Consider the following 21,020-nt stretch of genomic DNA (forward strand, 5'->3'; position numbering starts at 1 on the left):
GCGCATGGTTGGAATGCTCACCCCCGGAACAGTATTCGCCGGATATCGAATCGAGCGGGTGCTCGGCACCGGCGGCATGGGCACGGTGTATGCCGCCAGACATCCTCGACTGCCGCGCCACGACGCGCTGAAGGTGCTGCCCGAGCACGTCGGCACCGCCGACGAGTTCCGTGCCCGGTTCCTGCGGGAGGCGGAGTTCGCCGCCCGGCTGGACCATCCGAATGTCGTCGCAGTGCACGACCGGGGCATCGAGCACGGTCGCCTCTGGATAGCGACGGAATTCGTGAACGGTGTCGACGCGGCCCAGCTGCTCCGCCGCGACGGCGTCGTGGCACCGCCGCAGGTGATGCACATCGTCACCGAGGCGGCACGGGGTCTGGACGAGGCGCACCGTTGCGGGATGCTGCACCGCGACGTCAAACCGGCGAACATCCTGATCGAGCGCCTCGACGACGCTCCGGATCGAGTGCTGGTAGCCGACTTCGGGATCGCGCGGGCCGCCGGCGACGGCACGGCGCTGACCGAGGTCGGCACGGTCGTGGCGACGCTCGCCTATGCTGCGCCGGAACTGCTGACAGACCAGCAGGTCGACCATCGCGCCGACGTGTACGCCCTCGGCTGTACCTTGTTCGAACTGCTCACCGGCACAAAGCCGTACCCGCGCGACTCGGTGGTCGCGGTGATGCGGGCCCATCAGATGGAGCCGCCGCCGCGGACCCGCGCGATGCGCCCGGAGCTACCGCCCGCGATCGACGCGGTGATCGCCAGGGCGCTGGCGAAGAACCCGGACGACCGCTATTCGTCCTGTGGGGCGCTGGCGGCGGCGACAGCGAGTGCCTTCGGATCTCCGGTGGATCAGACCGCTGTCGCGGTTCGGCCGCCGGTGCTGTCCGCGCCACTGGTCGAGCCTCCGGCCGCCTCCCGTTCGTCCGCGTCGAAGGCGCCATCGCGACCGAAAGAGCCACCGCCACCGTGGAGTCCACCGCACCGACAGTGGCCGCGGCGCGCCGCGATTGCCGCAACGGTCATCACGGTGGCGGTAGCGATCACGGGTGTCGTTGTGTGGAACCGTCATTCGAGCGAACCCACGGCGGGTCCCGTCGCACCGACCAGCAGCGCCGCCGGATTGACCTGGGGCAGGTACGCCTTCATCGTCGAGGCGTTACCGCAGCTGCTGCCCGCTACGCCAACGCGGACCGGTCATCAGGGAATCCGGTGCGCCGCAATCGAGGACAAAGGTAAGGCGGCCGATCTGAATCGGGTGCCGGGACGCGTCGCCCACATGCGGTGCACCGGCAACCAGAACCCGGTCCGGGACATCGACATTCAGTGCGCCTCGGATCGGACCCCTTATTACCTGGTTGACGAGGAAGGGTTCGTCCACATCGGCGATCAGCGATGGGAACGTGCCTCTGGTCGCGGCCGGGTGATCTGGTCGAACATTCCCGATCAGCCCGGCCAAATCGGCGTTGTCGGTCTCGAATTCGAGGAACCGACCCGTAACTTCTGCATGGTCGTCGTGATCGGTGGCAGTTCGGGTCAGGACCTCTACGACCGTTGGTGGCCGAGTGCACCGTTCTGATCGCGCAGGAGAAGGAGAGCGGCACCGGTGACTGTCGCGGACGGCATGGATTTCGCCGGGTATCGGATCGAACGCAGGCTCGGCGCCGGAGGTATGGGCGAGGTGTACCTCGCGCAGCATCCCCGGCTGCCCCGGCACGATGCGCTGAAGATTCTGTCCGACCGGCACGCGAGTGACGCGGAATTCCGGGCTCGGTTCCTGCGCGAGGCCGAAGTCGCGGTGCGCCTGCAGCATCCGAATGTTGTCGCGGTGCGCGACCGTGGCGAGCACGACGGCCGATTGTGGATCGCGATGCAGTACATCGACGGCGGCGATGTCGCCGACCTGATCCGGCGCGACGCGGCGGTCCCGGTCGAACGCGCGCTCCGGATCGTGGCCGAGGCGGCGCAGGGGCTCGACGAGATCCATCGGGTCGGCCTGCAGCATCGGGATGTGAAGCCCGCGAATTTGCTGCTGGCCGAAGAGCCAGGACAGCCGGATCGGGTGCTGGTCACCGACTTCGGTATCGCGCGCGCCGCCGGTGCGCAGGGAACCCTTTCCGAAGGCACGGGATTCACCGCCACGCTGGCCTATGCGGCACCGGAGCTGATCAGCGGTGGCGCCGTCGATCACCGGGCCGACGTGTACTCGCTCGGTTGCACGCTGTATCAGTTGCTCACCGGGTCGGTCCCGTACATGCGCAGCAGCCCGGCGGCCGTGATGTACGCGCATCTGCACGAGGAACCGCCTCGCCCGTCCCTTGACAAAGGTTGGGTACCAACAGGATTGGATTCCGTCATCGCCACCGCGTTGGCCAAGGACCCGGCGGAGCGCTATCAGAGCTGTGGCGCGTTGGCGGCGGCGGCGAACGCCGTATGGGCGGCCCATAGCGCGGGCAGGGCAGCCACGGGTGCGCTGCGTCGCCCCTGGCTGCTGGCCGGTGCGGCGATCGCGGCGATTGTGCTGACGGCGGTGGGGGTTTCGCTCGCGGTCGGCGCCGTTCGCGACGACGCCGCGGGATCGTCGGAGAGCCAACCTACTCGGGTCGCCACGGATTCGGCTGGCTGGGGCGCGGCCGCCCTTATCGCCGAGACTTTTCCGAACTTGCTGCCGGTCGCACCGGGCGCTGTCGGGTATCAGGAAATGCACAGTTGCCTGCGCACCGACGGGAACAACAAGTTCATCCCCTTCGAACAGCGGGTCCCGATGAGTGGGTTGCTCTGTGTCGGCGATCGCGACCCAGCCGAAGTGGTTCTGGTCGCGTGCAATTCGGACCGTGCGCCGATTCCCGCGTGGCCCATGATCCTGCAGCTGGAAGGGGAGGAGTTGTGGACTCGCGGCGCCGCCGCCGGGCGGATGCAGTGGGGCAGTTTCACGACGGTCGACGGCATGACCACGGGCAGACTCGACGTGACGTTCGACGGGCCGGATCGCAACTTCTGCCGCCTGCGGGTAGCCGGCGCCATATCCGGCTCCGTGCTCCGGGAACGTTGGTGGCCGGGTGCGCCACTATGACAGGGGTACCGATGTTTTCGCGCACTCGAGCTCTCCGAGCCGTCGTTGTGCTCGCAGCGGCGCTCACGGTGCTGTCCGGATGTGTGCGGTCCGGCGAGCCGGCACCCCACCGCCTCGACCTGGCAACGCTCGACGTCGGAGCGCACAGTGTCGATCCGCTGTTGCCGCCGCGCACCAGCACCGACAAGTACGGGCGGGTGCTGGAATCGGTGCGGATGGGCGAAGCCGTGCTCGACCCTGCCGAGGTCGATCCAGCGTTGACCAAGGGTGACGCGAACCGGACCACGCCGTTGCCGACCCCGCTGAAGGCGGCGGGCATCCTGGCCGAGCCGGTCCGCGCCGTGCTCGAATCGCACCGCATGCTAGCGGGATTCGCGGTCGGTGGCAGCGATGTCGACTTCGGCAACCAGCGACCGGCCATCGGCACCGCGCGACTGCTGACGGTTGTCCTGCTGCGCTTTCCCGACGAGCTGGCCGCGCAGTTGACGGCCAGACAGATGAACGCCACCGATGCGGCTGTCAGCCCGGATAACGTGCCGGTACGGATCGCGGAGTATCCGGCGGCGTTCCTACACTGGCGCCCGACGGTGCCGACCATGGCCGCGACGATCGCACACGGACCGTTCGTCGTGAACGTGCTCGTTGGGCACACCGCACCGGATCAAGCGGTGCTGACCGGGCTGGTACGCAAGGCATTCGACGTCCAGCTGCCGAGGTTGCGCGCCTTCCAGGCGACCGCACCGGACCGGTTCGACGACCTACCGCTCGACCGGGAGGGCATGCTGTCGCGGCTGCTGCCCTACGGTGCCGGGCACTGGTCATATCCGACGGTGTTCACCTCAGACGTCGACCAGAATGCGGGCTGGTCGTCGACCATCCGCGTCAGCGGGATCGTATTCGGCCCGCGGGCCACCCGGCTCCTGAAGCACCACGGCTTCAAGGAACCGATCGAACTCGTCGCCATGAACGGGCACAACTTGCTCGAGCGGTTCCCGGACGCAGTGCGCGCGCGGCGGGTGTTCACCGAGGAAATGCGCGCGCAGAACCCAGCAACGGCGATCGCCACCCCGGCCGGCGTCCCGGACGTGTACTGCGAAAACGGCATCACCACGCAGCCGGAAAACCCTTTCCAGGTACGCTGCCATGTCCTCTACGGCCGGTACACGGCGGCTGTCGTCGGCCTGAATCCGAAGGACGCGCACCAGCGGATCGCCGCCCAATACGCGCTGCTGGTGCACGGTGAATAGCAACCTGCACCGAAAGTTGCTGCCGGGTACGGTTTTCGCGGGGTACCGGATCGAGCGAGTACTCGGCAGTGGTGGCATGGGCACGGTCTATGTCGCGGCGCATCCTCGGCTGCCACGCCGGGACGCACTGAAAGTGCTGTCGTCGGAGTACAGCACCGATCCCGAATTCCGGGCCCGCTTCATCCGCGAGGCCGAGCTCGCCGCCCGGCTCGACCATCCGAACATCATCAGCGTCTACGACCGCGGCGTCGAGCACGGACAGCTGTGGATCGCGATGCGGTTCATGGACGGCCCCGACGCCGCCGCACTGATCCGCCACAGTGCGGCAACGCTGTCCCCGCATCGGGTAGTGCATATCGTCGGTGCTGTCGGCCGCGGCCTCGATCACGCGCATCGGGCAGGCATGCTGCACCGCGACGTGAAGCCCGCCAATATTTTGGTCGAATCGATTCCAGGGCAACCGGATCGGGTCGCCATCACCGATTTCGGTATCGGCAAGGCCGCGGCCGCGACGACGGCGCTGACCCAGGCGGGAACGGTCCTCGCGACCATTCCCTACGCCTCGCCGGAGCAGCTGACCGGGGCGGCGGTCGATCACCGCGCCGACGTCTACTCGCTGGGCTGCACCCTCTACGAACTCCTGACCGGCGCAAAACCATTCCAGCGTGCGACAACCGACGCGATGATCACGGCGCACCTGCACGATCCGCCGCCGCGACCGACCGCGACCGCCCCGGGACTGCCAGGGCAGATCGATGACGTGATCGCCCGTGCACTGGCCAAGGATCCGCAGCGGCGCTACCAGAGCTGCGGTGCGCTCGCCGCTGCGGCGGCAACGGCTTTCGGCGTCGAGCAGGATCCGATCCCGGTGCAGGGCCACCGACCGTCTCGGCGCAGGAACATCGCGATCGGGGGCGGCGCGCTGGCGGTCGCGGCGGCCTTGGTGGCCGCGAGTATCTTTGTCCTGAAACTGAATTCGACCGACCATCGCACGTCTCCCCCGGGTGACGCGTCGAGTGTGCCGTCTTCACCGGGTCCCGTTGATCCCAATTCTTGGGCTGCGCACGAATGGGTGATCAAGGCATTCCCGCAATTGCTACCAAGAACGCAGACGGACAGCGGTTACCAGGGCTTGCGCTGCGTCGCGATCGACGGCGACCGGCGACCGATCGACGTGAGACAAACCCGGGATTCGACGCACGCGTTGTCCTGCAACGGAAATCGAGCTCCAGTTTCCGTGCTGCAGGTGCGATGCGGGATAGACACGCCGGTCCAGGGATTCGAGCCGTCCGCCGGCTCCACCCTGGTCGGTGAAGAGGACTGGGAACGGCCGACGGGACACGGGCACGCCAGCTGGAGCGACACCATCGACGTAGGAGGGCCCACCGGGCAATTACTGCTCCGATTCGGTGACGGCCCACGGGTGAACTGCGCCATGGGAGTATCCGGCGGCACCTCGGGCCAAGACCTCTATGAGCGGTGGTGGCGCAACGCTCCCTTGTGAGCACACGGGTGAGGGTTTCGTCGCCACGGACGTGTACACCAGCCGAACGACTATGCATCGGAATCACCTCACGCACACGACCACACGATGCATCCTGGTTCGATGGGCATCAAGGCCAGCCTCGGTAGCTTCGAGGACGACATCAATCGGCGACGCAACGAGATACAAGCTCGCTACTCCGCTGCTGGACGAGCCGCCCCTGCTGCGGCCGCCGCAGCGGCCGAACTCATCGGTGAAGCGATCGATGTCCTGCGCCCCTACCACTACCAACGATCGGACGGACACCACGGGGTCCGATTCTGGAGGCTCCCCGCAGTCGCGTTCGAGTTCGAGGACCACTTGCCGGTGCTAGCGAAACGCCTTGGTCGCGCCTGGTGCATCGGCACTGCCTGGCACGGTACCCAGCAGATGATTCTGACCGAGGACGGCACCATCGCCTACGCGTCGGTAGCAGAAGTTCAAACCCCAGGAGAGGTCGCGCCGAGACCCCACCATCGATCGTTTTCGGCAGCCGAGCTCGAGTATGAAACCATCGAACTATCCGCAGCCGAAGCCCGTTGGCAACTGCTTCACAAACTCGGTCTCAGTATGGGCGCACGTTACTTCGCCACCGCTTGGGACGTGAAACGGATGCTGAATCCCCATGCACGACAGATCGTTCCACTCATCCAAGACGGCTGGGATCACGGGGTGCCCGACCCCACCTTCAATGGATTCAATCAGGCAGTGCAAGCCAATCAGCGCGCCAGAGACCGCGACAATCCCGCCGGTTACAAGTTCAACTCGCCGGATCCGATACTACGTCCAAATCTACCCGCACAATCCTCTATCAGCGGCCTACATTTCGGCGTCTTCGACGACGGAACACCGGTATTGATCCACTACAACGCCGGTCACACCACCGATCTTGGCGCCAATATCTTCGAGTGCCTGGTTGCCTGGAACTTGGAAAAGACTCTGACGCAACGGATCATGTGTGTCATCGAGGAACGCGACAGCCTGCGACGATAGAGGGTTACCGAGTACGGTCACGGCAGTTCCCGATACCACTGCAATTGCTCGACGGCACGCGTGGCAGGACTCCACAATTCCGGCCTGTTCGGGCAGCGATTCGAACCGCGAGTGGAGATCGAATCCCTGGTCCTGCGGCTGTCCGTGCTGGAAGGTGTTCCGCAGGAGATCATTCCGCGCTGTACACGCCCATGCTCCCCCACGACGGCGCCGTCCACGCGTCCGACGGAAGTCTCCAGCACCGGGAGTCGGCGATGGTGTGGCGCAGCCCGGCGTAGAAGGGCACGGTGGGGTGATGGGATGGTGGTGGGCCGGGATAGCACCGGCCCACCGCCCCCCGGTTACGGTACGAGCACCGGCTGGTCCACTACCAGCAACCACGACCCGTCCGGCTGGCGGCGGGCGACTTCGGCGGTCACCTCGCCGGTGGCCAGCGTGGTCGTTGTCAGCGCCAGGTCGCCGCTCACCAGCGCCGGATGCTGTTTACCCGGCGAGAGCACCGGCGCGGCCGCGACGAACTGCTCGAACACCTTCCGGATCTCCGCATGCCCGGTCGCGAGGTTGCCGGGCGGGAACGCCAGCACCGCGTCCGCCTCGTATAACGCCACCAGCCCGTCGACGTCGCCCGCATTGACGCGTTCGATGAAATATCTGCCCAGGTCGTTCGGCTCGGTGGCCACTTTCTTGTCGGTCATACCAATAAGGCTCCCACCGGATCACGGCGTCGGGTTGCCTGGCCGTCGATGATCGTTTTGCCACAGCCATGTGCCACTCGTGGTCGGACGGATGCGCGGACTGCGCTGGACGGGCGGAGACCGACAGTGCCTCAGCCGAGGCGCGAGCATGGGTGATGTGTTGGGCGGTAAGAGATTTCGCACCCTAGCGGCTGACAACCCGGCGCTCTAGCTATATGCTTTTGCACCTAGTGATTTTGCACCTATCAGGAAGGGCTCGATGAAGCTCGAATATCCCCTGCTGGGGCTGCTGGCGGCGCGGGCGATGAGCGGCTACGACATCAAGCGGTGGTGCTATGTGGAAGGCAAGTTCGTCGGCCTGGACCGCCATGCCAGCCAGATCTATCGTGAGCTGAACCGCATGCAGGTCGAGGGGTCCGTGGTGTGGCGGACCGATCCCCGCGACGGTGGGCCGGACGCGAAGATCTACACCGTCACCGAGGCCGGGATGGCGCGGCTGCGGCGCTGGGTGCGCTCTTCGTATATGCCACCGCGCCGGTTCCAGGATCCGGAGTTCGCGTTCCGGCTCCGCGTGAGCATGATGCTCGGCGAGCCCGGCACGATCGATCTCGTGCGGGAGGAGCTGGCGGCGCGGCGCGAGCAGGTGCGGCTCAATCGAAACCGCCCGTACGACACGGAGACCGACGACGAACGCGCCGAAATTGACGCGGAGGCCTTGGATTTCATCGCTCGGCAGATACGCCGCCAGGGCGAACGGCAGATCGACGGCTGGATCGCGTGGCTCGAGGAGTTGCTGGAGAAATTGCAGACCCGCACGGCCACTGTCGAATCCGGGACTGCTGCGCCGCTCGAGGCGGGCAGCTGATGCGCGCGGTTCTGCTGATGTTCGACAGTCTCAACCGCCGGTTACTGCCACCCTATGGCGCCGAGTGGGTGCACGCACCGAACTTCACCCGGCTCGCCGCGCACACCGTACGGTTCGACAACTGCTACGGCGGCTCGATGCCGTGCATGCCGGCTTCCGCACCGTCTCAGCGGGACCGGCCGGCGGTTCGACATAAGCACTTACCCATGGCGCACAACAGCTTTCGGCGACAAGTCAGGTCAGGAACTATCCTCACCTGGCTTGTTCTTGCTCGAACCTCAGGTACTGGTCCTCGGGACGTCCCGATTCCCAATGGGATTCGACGCGCGCCAGCACAATGTCGATCTCCTGCTGAATTCTTTCGATCAGCATCTGTCTGCTGGTGCCGACGGCGACCGGTGCCGCGGTCCGCGCCAGCACGTACCGACACGTTTGCGCCGCGCCATCTCATCGATGCTGATCAGCTCGTCGCTGACGAACAGCAGCGGCGGCGGGAGCGCACCGTCGCAGTAGTGATCGCACAACGCTAGAAACTCCAGCACGGTGAATTTCCATTGCCGCGTCACTCGTCGATCACCGGCAACGAGCGCTCGACATCCGGCCACAGGATCGAGTCGAGCAGGGCTCCGGCGACACACGCAGGAATGCGGCGTTATGGCCAATACCCTCTCTATCATCTTTCTATTGCCAGGAACTAAGACCAGTGGCCCGCTACCGCTTCAGAAAGGCGCATCGATGGGCTCCGAACTAGGATCAGCGCTGATCGGCCTCGGCTCTGCGGCTTTCACCGCGCTGGGCGGACCAGCGCTCCTCGCCACCGGCTCGGCGGCGTTGGTCGCGGCAGGCATCATGGCCGGGATAGCGGCCAATGTTGTCGGGATTCCAGCCAGCATCATCGGGATCTTGCTCGGACTGGGAGTGATACCGCGTCCGTGAGGAAGTCGATCGGCTCGACCGCCCGGGTCGCGGCGTGGGATGTTGCGCCCCGCGGCGGCGAACCCGGCCCGCAGTTCCTCGACAACGCGGCCGCATGTTCGGGGAAGTGCTGCTGCGGTCGGCGGTCAGCAGGTGGATCGAGGATGAACTGACCAAGGTCAGTGCGGGCCCGGCGGTTGCGTTGGCGAGCCGGGAGTCCGCCGCGCAGACATCGTCCCAAAGCGGCGTCTGCACAGCGCATTTGGCGCCGGAGCAGTCTATTGTGTTCGTATGGCTGGAAGATCCGCCTTCGCCATTGCCGTAAGTTGTGTCGCCTTGGTGTTCGTCGGTGCGCGGGCACCCGTTGTGCATGCCGCCGACGATGTAGCTCCGCTCTATAACGCCGCGCAGAACTACTTCGTCCATGGCGACGTGGCAGGCGGGCTGGCCGCACTCGAACAGGCGGTAGCTGTCGATCCCGGAAATACCGACGTCCTTGTGTTGCGGGCATTCTGGGCCGACGAAGCGGGAAATGTCGTCGCTCGCGACGACTCGGTGAACCGGCTCGGTGAGCTCGCACCTACCGTGCGAGCGGCAGTGCTCGATGCCCTGCGGGCCATCGACAAAGCATTGACGACTCGTATCAATCTCACCCCGACCCCACACGGCCCCGAGACGGCAATCGTGATCCTGGGCTTCGGATTGTTGCCCGACGGCTCGATGCGACCGGAGCTGATCGACCGATTGCAGGTCGGCTTGCGTGCAGCGGCCGTCGCCCCCTCGTCGCCGATCATCACGACCGGCGGCAATCCACAACACGACATCACCGAAGGGCAGGCGATGGCGGCGTGGCTGGTCGGTCAACACATCGACCCGAGCCGTATTCCCCCCGAAACCGAGGCGACTTCAACGGTCCAGAATGCCTTGTTCTCGGCCCCGATCATCCACGCGCTCGGCGCCGATGACGCCGTGTTGGTCAGCTCGGCAGACCACATTCGCAGGGCCACGGCGGATTTCGAGATCGCGGGAGTTTCGGTCGTCGACAATCTCGTTCCGACGGACTATCTGCTCTCGAGTCAACTCCTGCCGGTGCAGCTTCCCGAACGATGGGGCATCTACCTCGACGGGACAAAGGTTTTCGGATTGCCCGCGACCCTACCGACCCGCGATCCACCACCACGACCCGACACCGGCTCGGGCTCGGCGTCCTGATCGCCGGTTCGTTCTCAGGCCCAGCCGAACCTTTCGGCGCTACCAGCTCGCCGACGATGCCGAATCAGGCGAGTGCGTCGGTAGCGGGCGTACCCGATGCCGAGGCCTTTGCCGACCAAGCCGCCGGACAGGACTGCTGCGACACCGCCGACGATCATGCCGAGGATGGAGCCGGATCCGGGCGGTGCGAGCCCGGCCAGCAGCGTGAGCGGATAACCCAGGCCCGCGAGCGCGGCTACGACAGTGCCGGTGCCACAACCGCATTCGCGTCCCAGCCGATCGATCTCGGCGTGCATGTCCTTACTCGGCATGGCCTCACTCAATGGGAGAGTCCGTCGACTCGGCGCCCAAGCAGTGGGGCGGGAAGTTGGCGACGATGTAGTCCCAGGCGGCCTTGGCCTCGTCGAAGACGAAGCTGGGTTCGCCGGTGAGATAGATATCCGGGACCAGCCACCAGTCCCACCAACTGTTCTTCTTGGGGGAGTACATGATTCGGTTGACGCCGTCGGTATGGCAGAGCCCGAAGTAATGGCCGAGTTCGTGGATCGGCACGTACTTCCAGATCTGGTTGGGCCGGTTGTCGATGAATGTCGCACCGGAGGCGATGCTCCCCGACAGTCCGCAAGCCGTGCGCTCCAGCGTGGCCGTCAAACCGCGCAGGCCATCGGTGTAGCGGAAGATGCCAACCACCACCGGATGACACAGTTGGTGATCCGCCCCGGGGCGATCAACCGTCTTATCTATGCGCCCGATCTTATCGATCAGGAATCTGGCCAGCGCACTGTTGGCGTCTGGGGTGTCGAAGCCGTGCTGGACGATGTGGCCCGCCGAGGTGATCAATACCCGGTCGGTGTTGAAGCTCATCATCAATCCGAGTTCACGGCCCTTCTCCTCGGTGGTGCTCACCCGCTCATCGAGGGCGCCGTCGCGCATCGGCAGCACGATGAACGGCGGTCCCTGCCGTCCACGCGAGGAAAGGTAGGTGTCGAGTTCATCTTCGGAGATCGGATTGTCGAATTCCCCTCCGCCACCGCCGCCGACGACGATTCCTTTCTTCAACGTTTTGTAGCTCTTGCGATTCCAGAAGCCCTCGTCGAATTCGAAGCCGCACAATGCACGCAGGTTGATGGCGCCGGTTTCATGCAGCACAACCAGATTGGGCGCCGTGGGATCTGTCGGTGAGGGCGCCTCGGAGTCCAGTACCGTGCGGTACGCCGTTGCATCCATGCGCAGGCCGAACGCGCCGTGGTCGAGCCGAATCGCTTCCTCGATCTGTTCGAGCGTCGCGCCCGAGTACTTCTTCTCCAGCAGTCCGCGGACATAGTTCCGCAGACGCCAGCGATTGATCTCCTCGATGATGTAGGCGATGGTGTCACCGAGCAAAATGATGCGGCCCAACCCGATCGCTCCGAGAACGATCCCGATCCCGATCTGGAGCAGCCCGTCGAGAATGCGCCGCCAGTCGAGGGTGAATATCCCCGCGACGACGTCCCACAGACCGCTCGCGACGTCTTTGATGATGCCCCAGACGACCGCGACCAGCTTGCATACGGTCCGGGTGACCCACTTGCCGACCTTCACGATCACCCACCGGATCACCTTCACAAAATATGTGACGAACCAGCACACCCACCCGCGCGGGTCATACCATGGATAATCCTTACACTTCTTTTCCTGTCTTTCTTCCCACTCCTCGACGGGCTTGGAAACCTCTTCCTCGATCCATTCGGTGATCTCGGTACAGACGAGAGCCATGACGTACACCTCTACCCACTCCGCGCGCCGGGAGCACTCGCGCCATTGCGAGCGGACAACTCCCGGCCTGCGGAAACCGTGGGTATGGTTATATACGGTCGACACCGGTTCCGCGTTTCTCCGAAAAGGAAAACAGTCCTGATTCGTAATGTTCAGAACCCCGGCAAGAACACCGGGCGGGCAATTCCTTCAAGGGAATTGCCGGGCCTGACGAGCTGCGCGAACGTGTGTTGCGGCCGACGCGCTGCCGCTGGTCCGGCAAGTACTCACCGAACTCGGCGTCGAGCCGATCGATGCAGCGCAAGCCCCCTGGGTCGTCGCTCGCGTCATCGCTCGCCAGATGCTTCGGACCGGGATTGACACTAGACGGCAGTGGTGCTCACCCAGCCAGGTCGAGGAACTCCCAGTGCGCCTCGGGATGTGCTCCGCTGAGCCACTTTCCGCAGTTCTGCAAGACCAACGGGCCCGACGTGATGTGCTGGGTGCCGGTGCCGAGATCCCGAAGGAACCGGTCGATCAGACCACGCCGGATCGCTGTCGTCGCTGCCCACCGGTGCACCGTCTGGCCGACATCGTGCACGGTCCATGTCACGTGGTTGAGCACCAGCCGGATCAGCGTTTCTTGCTCGGTGCTCAGTAGCTCACCCGCGTCCAGCGTTTCTTCGCTCCCCTGCCAGACCTGCATCGCCCATGCGCGTGCCGCGCGCAGCCTGGCTTCGGCGTTCGCATACTCGGCGTAGAACTGCGCGGTATCGACGGCGGCGTTGAACGTGCCGGACTTCTTCGAAGCGTAGAGCTTCAATTCGTCGAGCAGCCGCCTGCCGACACCGAGCGCCCAGCCGGTATGCATGATCGTGGACATGTTCACGATGCCGAGGCCATAAACCGCGCCGCCGTTGACCGGGACCATGGTCGTCGCGGGGTACGTATACGTATGCGGGACAAACACATCGGTGCAGTGATAGTCGATGCTGCTCGTCGCGCGAAGCCCGAGCACATCCCAGTTGTCGACGAGATGCACCTTCGACTTGGGCATCGCCACGACCCGAGGCTCGCCCGTGCCCTCAACCAGGGTCGCACTGTGGATGTGGGTGGCCAGCGCGACACCGGAAGCGAACTGCCATTCCCCACTCACCAGATAGCCGCCGTCCACCGGGACCGCCCGGCCAGGCTGGGTGCCTTGACCAGAAAGCAATGCGTGATTACCCCCGATGACGTCGGGGAACAGCTCAGCCACCGCCACCGCACCGAGATAGGCCGCAGTGGCGCCGGTCATCTGCAGCGCCATCATCGTCCAGCCTGCCGCGGCGTCGTAGTAGCTGAGCCGCTCAATCGTCTGAATCAACTGGCGCGGAGCGAATTCGTCACCGCCGAGATTCGCCGGCAGACTGGCGCGGACGATCCCCGTGGCCAGCAGCGACTGCGCGGTGTCGTCGGTGAGCCTGCCGAGTTTGTCGGCCGCGTCCGCGTTTGCCTCGACGGATGCGCCGAGCGCGTCGATCCGTTCCAGCATCGCAGGGAACTCTTTGCTGACGTGTAGCCGAGCTGAGGTTGTCACACTTCCTCCGGGTTTCGCTCTCGCACTGGGGCGCAGGACATTTGGCCACGCTTCCGTGCCAACCACCACTCTCCGACGCGAACCCTCCTTCGTACAGTGCGCGGTCAGCTCAGTGGAATCCGGTATTGAACCAAATGCCCATCCGACAGCGCTTCATCGGCGGGGACCGCTGGAATACCTTGTGGTGCACAACTTCCAGTTGCTCGAGATCGGTGTGAAACCCTCGTGAAAGGCGCGGCTTCGATGCTGGGCCGATGATTCTCACCCGTGTTTGCCGCGCTCTGCTCCTAGGTCTGATGGGAGTATCGCTGATCGCCCTCGCGGCGATGCCCGCCGCCGCGTACGAGGGGAACTTCACCGATACCGACCCGAAAAAGGAGAACGTCCGCTGCAACATGAACGCCGAGCAAGTTCTCTGTGTCATTGTCGGCCAGGTCCCCTGGACCGTCCCCGGCAACCCGCCGCCGCCCGCCCACTGCGCCCCCGGCTACAAATTCCCCACATTCGTCCTCCGCAACACCGGACAGGTTGAACTCACCAACGACTGCCGGATGGTTGTCGAGGACGGGGAGGTCCTCCCATTCCACAAGGTCCTCAGCAACGGCACCGTCGTCTGCTCCGGCCTGTCCCGCGAAGTCGGCATCCAGTGCGTCAACGACCAACATCGCTTCCAGATCGCACGAAGCCATTACACGGTGAGCTGACCGACCCGCCGATTCAGGTTCAGCGGGTGACGTATTCCTCGACGGCCCCGACGGATTTGCTGATCACGCCGACGTGACCGCCGGGGCGGACGAGTACCTAGGCAAGAGTCAAATCCTATGCAGTGCAAGGGATTTTAGCTGTTGCGGGCACCTTACTTGGAGGTCATACCAGGTACACGGGTGGCCGCATGTTGTCCGGCCGCTCGCGTCCGAGCATGCCGCGGAGTGCGTTTCCCGCCTCTGCGCCGGTGGCGCCGGTCAACTCGATGACTCGACGGAGCGTCAGGGCGTTGACGCCTCGAATGCGTGCACCCTGCGTGTAGCGGTCGATGTCGCCGATGGTGTCGCCGGTCGGGATTCGCGGTTCGTGTTGTGTAGCAAGGCGTTTGCGTTCGATGTCGATATCGCTGTAGCCCCGGTGAGTGCGGATGCGCTGCTCGGATTGCTCCAGCGAGAGGGTGTCGGTCAGTTCGGCTGCCAGAGAGTGAGCCGCGACGGCGGTGGCGTCGACCTCGTAAACCTTTGCGGCATCGTCGGTGATGTCGATGAGCGCATCGCGCTGGGTTTCAACTGTGCCACGCCACCCTTGCGCAGCAGCACAAAGCAATCCGTTGGCCTCGGAAGGATGCCATCCCCACACCTCGGCAACCATGGACACGTCGGCACTGCCGAGCTCGGCGACCACGGTCGACCGGTGCCGGCGCAGCAGTGCGTACAACTCTGGTGGTGTCAGCTCTCCGTCGAGCCCGATTCCGGCGATGAGAAGGTGCACCTTCAGCCCGGTCAGGATGGCGGCGGCGAGGGTGAGCGAGTCGGCCAGCGGGCTGCGTAGTCCAGGTTCGTGTCCTTGGGCGAGAACGTCTCCTCCGACGTCGATGACAACCAGGGTGTCGGCTTCGAACACCTTGGATGCGGCGCAGAACTGGGCGGCCAGACCGGTCGCGCAGCTTCCCCGCCAATACCGACGCGGTGACGGCATCACCACCGCCTCCGGCGGCGATCACGATTGCTTTGCTGGTCATTGTTGGGTGAGCTTACTGATCCGCTTCCACCCGGAACGATCTTCTCGTAGTCTCCGGTGACCAGGCAGAGCCAGAACGCTGGAGTGGCACGTGAGCGAAGATCTAGAGCGGTTCGGGTATAAACAGGAGCTCGAGCGATCCCTGCGATTCGGGGATCTGCTGGTGTATGGGTTGATCTTCATGGTGCCGATCGCGCCATTCGGCATCTTCGGCAGTGTGTTCCAGGGCTCGGGCGGCATGGTAGCCCTCGCGTACATCATCGGCATGATCGCGATGATGTTCACCGCGAACTCCTACGCGCAGATGTCACGGGCGTACCCCATGGCCGGATCGGTGTATACCTACGCGAGTCGTGGGATCGCCGCGCCGGTCGGATTCCTGGCGGGCTGGGTGATCATCCTCGACTACGTCCTGGTCCCGGGGCTGCTGTATCTGATCGCCAGCGTGGCAACGAATTCGCTGGTGCCTGCCATACCGGTCTGGGCGTGGCTGATCGCTTTCGTCGTGCTGAACACCGTGGTCAACTACCTCGGCATCGAAATGACTGCCCGCATCAACAAATTCATGCTTGTCGGTGAGCTGATCGTGTTGGCGATCTACCTCATCGTCGGCATCATCGCGTTGGCCAACGGGAAGGGCCACGGGTTCAACCTGACTCCGCTTTATGACAGCGCCACGTTCTCGTGGGGGTTGGTGTTCGGCGCGGTCTCTCTTGCCGTGCTGTCGTTCCTCGGCTTCGACGGAATCTCGATGCTGGCCGAGGAGAACAAGGACTCGATCCGTTCCATCGGCCGGTCGATGGTGGCCGCGCTACTGCTGGCCGGCACACTGTTCGTCGTTCAGACCTGGGTGGCCTCCCTGCTGGTGTCCGACCCCGGCGGGCTCGTCGCGGACGGTGACCCCGACGGGACCGCGTTCTATGACACCGCCCGCACAGCGGGTGGCGCGTGGCTGGCCGTGCTCACCGCGTTGTCCACCGCCGTCGCCTGGGGATTCGCCAATTCCCTTGTGGCGCAGGCCGCGACCGCCCGACTGCTGTACGCCATGGCCCGCGATCGGAAACTACCCTCGTTCCTCGCCCGCATACATCCCACCCGCAAGGTGCCCGTCAACGCCACCTTCCTGGTCGCAGGCGTCTCGCTGGTCCTGGGGATTGCCATGAGCCTGAAGGACGACGGTATCCCCGTCATGACCTCACTGGTCAATTTCGGTGCCTTGGCGGCATTCCTGGTGTTGCATGTATCGGTGGTCGCGCATTATGTGGTCCGCACGCGCAGCCGCGACTGGTTCCGGCACCTGCTCTGCCCGATCATCGGCTTCGCCATCCTGCTGTACGTCGTCGTCAACGCCAATATCGCGGCCCAGGAGCTCGGCTTCGTGTGGCTTGCCATCGGCGTGGTCATACTCGTCATCTCCACTCTGACCGGACGCAAGTTCGCGCCGGCCGACACCTCCGAAAGCGAAACGGTATGAACGACTTCGACGTCGTGCGGATCGACCCGGCCGCCGACCAGCTCGTCTACACCTTCGGCGGCCACGAGCCACTGGTGAGCGTTGCGCCGGGCACCGTCATCGAACTCACCACCGAGGACTGTTACGGCGGACGAGTCCAGGGGATCCACGATCTCCCCAGCCAAGTCTGCAACTTTCCCAAACTCAATCCGGTCACCGGGCCCATTCACGTTGCGGGCGCACGCCCAGGAGACCTGCTCGCGGTGCACTTCATCGATATCCGCCCGCGGCGCGATTGGGCGATCTCATCCACCTTCCCCCATTTCGGTGCGCTCACCACGACCCACAGCACGGCCATGCTGCATCCACCGCTCGAGGAGGTCGTGTGGAAATACGACGTCGATGTCGACCGCGGTGTGGTGCGCTACCACGCGCGCCGCAGCAACTTCACCGTTGAACTCCCGCTCGATCCCATGCACGGCACCGTCGGTGTCGCTCCGGCAGCCGACGAGGTCATCATGTCGATCACGCCGGGCGCGCACGGTGGAAACATGGACACACCCGAACTTCGGGCAGGCACGACCGTCTACCTGCCGGTCAATGTGGACGGTGGCATGCTCGCCATCGGCGACGGTCATTGCCGCCAGGGTGAGGGAGAAGTCTGCGGCACGGCGGTGGAGGCCGCTATGCAGACCACCATCGTTGTCGACGTCGTTCGAGGCGCGGCGCCGGCCTGGCCCAGAATTCAGAGCGACGACTTCATCATCTCCACCGGCTCCGTTCGGCCGTTGGAGGATGCCTTCCGGGTCAGCCAGCACGACCTCATCGGCTGGACGGCGGAATTGCTCGACCTCGATCCACTCGATGCACTGCAGCTGGTGAGTCAGGCGGGATTGGCTCCGGTCGGCAATGTGGTCGACACCAACTACACGATGATCGCCAAGCTTCCCACCTCGATCCTCGGCGCCAAGCGTCCCTACGACGGAGTGCATCAGCGGCTGCGTGACGTCGGCCGCCGCTATCTCGCCCAACGCTGAACTCCAGTGCTCGAGGACAACGGGGCGCGGTTCCTGCGACGACAGCCAAGCCGGTCTTCTCATGCACGACGATCGAACCGGCTACCTTGCCCGGCCGGTCATAACCGGCGGCCGAGGACACCACCGAGGCCGGACACAACATCGATGGGTATCCACGGCGCAGCGCTGAACAACCCCATATTTGAACCTCACCTCCATCAGGGAATTACGGCGTGGTCTCCGGTGAGTGACCACCAGCGGACGCGTGGACATCGACGTCCACGCGGACAGCGAACTCCTTGCGGCGCAAACTCTCTCGCCGCATGGAGCCGAAGAACTATTCGACGCGGCAGCGCAGGCGGATTGGTCTGAATCCGATACTCCGGCACGACCTGTCGGCACCGGGCCTTCTGCTCCGCGCGGATTCCCCGCGCGGCCTCGCCTGCCAACTGCGTTGTGCCGGAGTCAGAATCGTTTCCAGTCGGTTATGCGCCCCAGTCAGCGTGCTCACCAGGGTCCGCAGCGTCGGGTGCGTCAGGCACGAACGCTGACGATGTCGTCTGCCAGGGGAGCTATGGACTCGAGTACCTGCGCGGCCAGGTCTGCCGGCACCCCGGCGCCAAGCAGGGCATCGTTGAGATAGCCTGCGACCAAGTCGAAATGGCTCTGCAGGATGCCGCGGCCTTTATGGACCTGTCTCATCGATACGCCCGTGTACGACTCCGGTCCGCCGAGGGCCGCGCAGAAGAATTCGGTTTGCTTTCCCTGTAGCCGGGCCAGATTGACGCCGGTGAAGAAACCGGCCAATCGGTCGTCGGCAAGGACGCGGACGTAGAAGTCGGCGACAACGGCCTCGATGGCCTCGGCTCCGCCGAGCTTCTCATATATGGACAACGACTTCCCTCTCATAGTGATTCATCCGCCGCGACTCCGAGCGAGGGCGGCGATTCCAGCGCTGCGCTGCGCGCGCAGTTGGACGGCTAGGACGCGGCGTGGTGATAGTGGTCCACTTCGCCGCCGCCGGAAGGCCTCGGCTCATTCCACGGCTGCTGCTCCGACTCACCCGGCAGCGATGGGATCGGCGAAGGGTACTGTGCCGCAGTCGATATCGGCTGGCCACGGATTCCCGGTGGAGCGCTGCGACCGAGCTTGTCGACTTCGGAGCACATTGCATCGACGATCGACTGCAGCTGTTTCTGAGCGATCTGCGTGTAGGCACGGACATAGTCGACCTCGGCCTGCGACACCGTGGTCCCGGGCGCCGGCGCCCGGGTGAGCGCGGCTAGCTCGCCGACGGCCTGTCCCGCGGAATCCTGTGCCTGACGGAGGATTTCGGCATAATGCTGTCTGGCCTCGATGACGAGTTCGGTTGCGTACCGCTCGGCCTCGTTGACCGTTGCCTCCGCGGCTGTCTGAGCTTGGCTGAGCATATTGACCGCGCGGATATTCACGCCGAGCACATCGTCGTGCGCCTCCTCGTGTAGCCGCTCGTTCTCGCGGCGCAGAGACTCGACCTCGTCCCACAGCATCGCGACGGTCGGTCCGCCACCGATCGGGTTCGCATCGCGATCGAGGAGCTGGCGCTCCAGTTCCGCGACCTGCTCCTGGAGATAGTTGTTGGCGGCGACCAGGTCCGCCCTGCCCCCGCGTTGGAGTTGGCTGGTCAGCCGGTCGTTGGCGGCGACGACCTGGCCCATCACGGTAGAGACTCGGCGAAGAAATTGATCCACTTGGGCTTCGTCGTAGCCGCGACGGCCGAGGGCGGAGCGCTTGAACTGTGTGTCTCTGATGCTCTCGGGTGTGATCTCGGAGGGGTTCATCGCCATGGGGGTACCTCGTGTCTGGCGTCTACGAAAGCCGCGTCGGCGCCTGTTGGTGGAACTGCTCGAATCGGACCGCCATGCGGGCCATGCCTGCCGCGACGAGTTCGTTTGCCGTGTGTTCGACCATCCCGGGCGAACCGCAAACCAGCGCTGTGTATCCGGCCCAGTGGTGTGTCTGGGCGGCGATGGTGCCGACGAGACCACGCGCGCCGGGGAAGGTGGGATCCTCGGAAACGGCTGGGGTGTATCGGAACCACGGCCGGGTCTCCGCCCACTCCGAGAGCAGCCGGTGGTCGTAAAGGTGCCACTGAGTGCGCACGCCGTGGAAGAGATGCACGTTTCCTCCGCTGCGGGATTCGTAACGGCGGGCGTCGATCTGCTCGATCACCGCCCGCAGCGGTGCAAGACCGGAGCCGCCGGCCACCATCAACAGATCGCTGTCGTCTTCGGCGAGTGTGAGCGCGGTGCCGATGGGGGCACCGAGCCGGATCCACTCGCCGGGCTCGAGCGAGCGGGCCAGCACCGGGCTGACCTGTCCCCCCGCGACGATTTGCACGTGCAGTTCGATCGTGCCGTCGGCGTGCGGGACGCCAGCGGGTGAGTAGTAGCGCCACAGTCGCGGGCGCTGCGGGATCTCTATGGCCATCGACTGACCGGGCAGGTACGAGTACGGCTGCGACGGCCTGATCCGCACCACCGCCATATCGATACTGCGGCGTTCGGTGCCGATCACCTCCGCCTCCCACCAGGCCGGCGAGGTCCGTTCGTCGGCTTCGGCGGACTGCACCATGAGGGTCGCGATGGTCCCGAACGCCTCGGCCCAATCGGCGGCAAGGCTATCGGTCCAGGCCTCGCCCAGGAAGTACTGCAGGGTAGCCAGAAATGAAGCGCCCGCGGCGGGGTAGTGGTCGGCGACGACACCGAAACGGCGATGGTCGCGGCCGAGTTGCTCGACGAAACGCGGATCATCACCAATTCTGTCGACATTGGTGACAATGTGCCCGAGGGCGGTGAAGAATCGGCCCCGCTGATCCGACATCGACACCGGAAACATGACCCGTACCTCGGGATGTGCCATGAACAGATGCGAGTAGAAGTAGAGAATGGCCTCGGCGCCGATCACTTCCACGTTGCGCCAACTTGCTTGCAGAGCAGGAATATCCAT

General features: G+C 64.9%; 20 protein-coding genes. 11 read left to right on the plus strand and 9 right to left on the minus strand.

Annotated features, from left to right (window positions below):
- The first annotated feature begins 4 nt into the window (after positions 1 to 4).
- The 5 genes from ACGFNJ_RS43050 (at position 5) to ACGFNJ_RS43070 (ending at position 6,838) form a co-directional block, all read left to right on the plus strand.
- Positions 5 to 1,582, plus strand: coding sequence for a serine/threonine-protein kinase (locus ACGFNJ_RS43050; RefSeq protein WP_393462271.1), 1,578 nt, complete (start codon positions 5 to 7; stop codon positions 1,580 to 1,582).
- Between the two features lie 27 nt (positions 1,583 to 1,609).
- A complete protein-coding gene (locus tag ACGFNJ_RS43055) occupies positions 1,610 to 3,076 on the plus strand; it encodes a serine/threonine-protein kinase (RefSeq protein ID WP_393462273.1) in 1,467 nt (488 codons plus the stop codon).
- An 11-nt stretch (positions 3,077 to 3,087) separates the two neighbouring features.
- Positions 3,088 to 4,323, plus strand: coding sequence for a hypothetical protein (locus ACGFNJ_RS43060; protein WP_393462275.1), 1,236 nt, complete (start codon positions 3,088 to 3,090; stop codon positions 4,321 to 4,323).
- On the plus strand, positions 4,316 to 5,827 hold the full coding sequence (locus ACGFNJ_RS43065; protein WP_393462277.1) for a serine/threonine-protein kinase: 1,512 nt from the start codon (positions 4,316 to 4,318) through the stop codon (positions 5,825 to 5,827). The genes ACGFNJ_RS43060 and ACGFNJ_RS43065 overlap by 8 nt, the downstream gene beginning before the upstream one ends.
- A gap of 102 nt (positions 5,828 to 5,929) precedes the next feature.
- Positions 5,930 to 6,838: a hypothetical protein gene (locus ACGFNJ_RS43070; RefSeq protein ID WP_393462279.1), complete on the plus strand. Its 909-nt coding sequence runs from the start codon at positions 5,930 to 5,932 to the stop codon at positions 6,836 to 6,838.
- Positions 6,839 to 7,179: 341 nt separating this feature from the next.
- Here ACGFNJ_RS43070 and ACGFNJ_RS43075 read toward each other — a convergent pair whose 3' ends face one another.
- Positions 7,180 to 7,533 carry a YybH family protein gene (locus ACGFNJ_RS43075; RefSeq protein ID WP_393462281.1) on the minus strand — a complete coding sequence of 118 codons (354 nt, stop codon included), beginning with the start codon at positions 7,531 to 7,533 and terminating at the stop codon, positions 7,180 to 7,182.
- A gap of 259 nt (positions 7,534 to 7,792) precedes the next feature.
- On the opposite strand from ACGFNJ_RS43075, the gene ACGFNJ_RS43080 reads away from it, so the two are divergent.
- On the plus strand, positions 7,793 to 8,398 hold the full coding sequence (locus ACGFNJ_RS43080) for a PadR family transcriptional regulator (protein ID WP_393462283.1): 606 nt from the start codon (positions 7,793 to 7,795) through the stop codon (positions 8,396 to 8,398).
- 252 nt (positions 8,399 to 8,650) lie between these two features.
- Here the strand turns inward: ACGFNJ_RS43080 and ACGFNJ_RS43085 are convergent, their stop codons facing one another.
- Positions 8,651 to 8,818 (minus strand): hypothetical protein, encoded by a 168-nt coding sequence (locus ACGFNJ_RS43085; protein WP_393462285.1) that lies wholly within the window; start codon positions 8,816 to 8,818, stop codon positions 8,651 to 8,653.
- Between the two features lie 315 nt (positions 8,819 to 9,133).
- Between ACGFNJ_RS43085 and ACGFNJ_RS43090 the strand changes: the two genes are divergently transcribed.
- Positions 9,134 to 9,334, plus strand: a complete 201-nt coding sequence (locus ACGFNJ_RS43090; protein ID WP_393462287.1) for a hypothetical protein — start codon at positions 9,134 to 9,136, stop codon at positions 9,332 to 9,334.
- 270 nt (positions 9,335 to 9,604) lie between these two features.
- The gene (locus tag ACGFNJ_RS43095; protein ID WP_393462289.1) at positions 9,605 to 10,525 is read left to right on the plus strand and encodes an ElyC/SanA/YdcF family protein; all 921 of its coding nucleotides are present in this window, start codon (positions 9,605 to 9,607) and stop codon (positions 10,523 to 10,525) included.
- 14 nt (positions 10,526 to 10,539) lie between these two features.
- Here ACGFNJ_RS43095 and ACGFNJ_RS43100 read toward each other — a convergent pair whose 3' ends face one another.
- The 3 genes from ACGFNJ_RS43100 to ACGFNJ_RS43110 form a co-directional block, all read right to left on the minus strand.
- The gene (locus tag ACGFNJ_RS43100; protein ID WP_393462290.1) at positions 10,540 to 10,836 is read right to left on the minus strand and encodes a hypothetical protein; all 297 of its coding nucleotides are present in this window, start codon (positions 10,834 to 10,836) and stop codon (positions 10,540 to 10,542) included.
- A 4-nt stretch (positions 10,837 to 10,840) separates the two neighbouring features.
- Positions 10,841 to 12,280 carry a hypothetical protein gene (locus tag ACGFNJ_RS43105; RefSeq protein ID WP_393462292.1) on the minus strand — a complete coding sequence of 480 codons (1,440 nt, stop codon included), beginning with the start codon at positions 12,278 to 12,280 and terminating at the stop codon, positions 10,841 to 10,843.
- Between the two features lie 379 nt (positions 12,281 to 12,659).
- Entirely contained in the window at positions 12,660 to 13,838 is a 1,179-nt protein-coding gene (locus ACGFNJ_RS43110) for an acyl-CoA dehydrogenase (protein ID WP_393462294.1), read from the minus strand.
- A 296-nt stretch (positions 13,839 to 14,134) separates the two neighbouring features.
- Here ACGFNJ_RS43110 and ACGFNJ_RS43115 point away from each other — a divergent pair, with 296 nt between their 5' ends.
- Positions 14,135 to 14,542, plus strand: a complete 408-nt coding sequence (locus tag ACGFNJ_RS43115; protein ID WP_393462296.1) for a hypothetical protein — start codon at positions 14,135 to 14,137, stop codon at positions 14,540 to 14,542.
- 163 nt (positions 14,543 to 14,705) lie between these two features.
- Here the strand turns inward: ACGFNJ_RS43115 and ACGFNJ_RS43120 are convergent, their stop codons facing one another.
- Positions 14,706 to 15,521 carry a DUF1152 domain-containing protein gene (locus ACGFNJ_RS43120; protein ID WP_393462298.1) on the minus strand — a complete coding sequence of 272 codons (816 nt, stop codon included), beginning with the start codon at positions 15,519 to 15,521 and terminating at the stop codon, positions 14,706 to 14,708.
- 133 nt (positions 15,522 to 15,654) lie between these two features.
- Between ACGFNJ_RS43120 and ACGFNJ_RS43125 the strand changes: the two genes are divergently transcribed.
- Positions 15,655 to 17,037 carry an APC family permease gene (locus ACGFNJ_RS43125; protein WP_393462300.1) on the plus strand — a complete coding sequence of 461 codons (1,383 nt, stop codon included), beginning with the start codon at positions 15,655 to 15,657 and terminating at the stop codon, positions 17,035 to 17,037.
- Positions 17,034 to 18,053 (plus strand): acetamidase/formamidase family protein, encoded by a 1,020-nt coding sequence (locus tag ACGFNJ_RS43130; protein WP_393462302.1) that lies wholly within the window; start codon positions 17,034 to 17,036, stop codon positions 18,051 to 18,053. Before ACGFNJ_RS43125 ends, ACGFNJ_RS43130 begins: the two co-directional genes overlap by 4 nt.
- A 513-nt stretch (positions 18,054 to 18,566) precedes the next feature.
- On the opposite strand, the gene ACGFNJ_RS43135 is transcribed toward ACGFNJ_RS43130, so the two are convergent.
- From ACGFNJ_RS43135 to ACGFNJ_RS43145, 3 genes are all read right to left on the minus strand, one after another.
- Positions 18,567 to 18,941 carry a group 1 truncated hemoglobin gene (locus ACGFNJ_RS43135; protein WP_393462304.1) on the minus strand — a complete coding sequence of 125 codons (375 nt, stop codon included), beginning with the start codon at positions 18,939 to 18,941 and terminating at the stop codon, positions 18,567 to 18,569.
- A gap of 71 nt (positions 18,942 to 19,012) precedes the next feature.
- Positions 19,013 to 19,858 carry a DivIVA domain-containing protein gene (locus ACGFNJ_RS43140; protein ID WP_393462306.1) on the minus strand — a complete coding sequence of 282 codons (846 nt, stop codon included), beginning with the start codon at positions 19,856 to 19,858 and terminating at the stop codon, positions 19,013 to 19,015.
- 22 nt (positions 19,859 to 19,880) lie between these two features.
- Positions 19,881 to 21,020 carry an FAD-binding oxidoreductase gene (locus tag ACGFNJ_RS43145; RefSeq protein ID WP_393462308.1) on the minus strand — a complete coding sequence of 380 codons (1,140 nt, stop codon included), beginning with the start codon at positions 21,018 to 21,020 and terminating at the stop codon, positions 19,881 to 19,883.

Source organism: Nocardia sp. NPDC049149 (assembly GCF_043197455.1).
Classification (GTDB): Bacteria; Actinomycetota; Actinomycetes; order Mycobacteriales; family Mycobacteriaceae; genus Nocardia.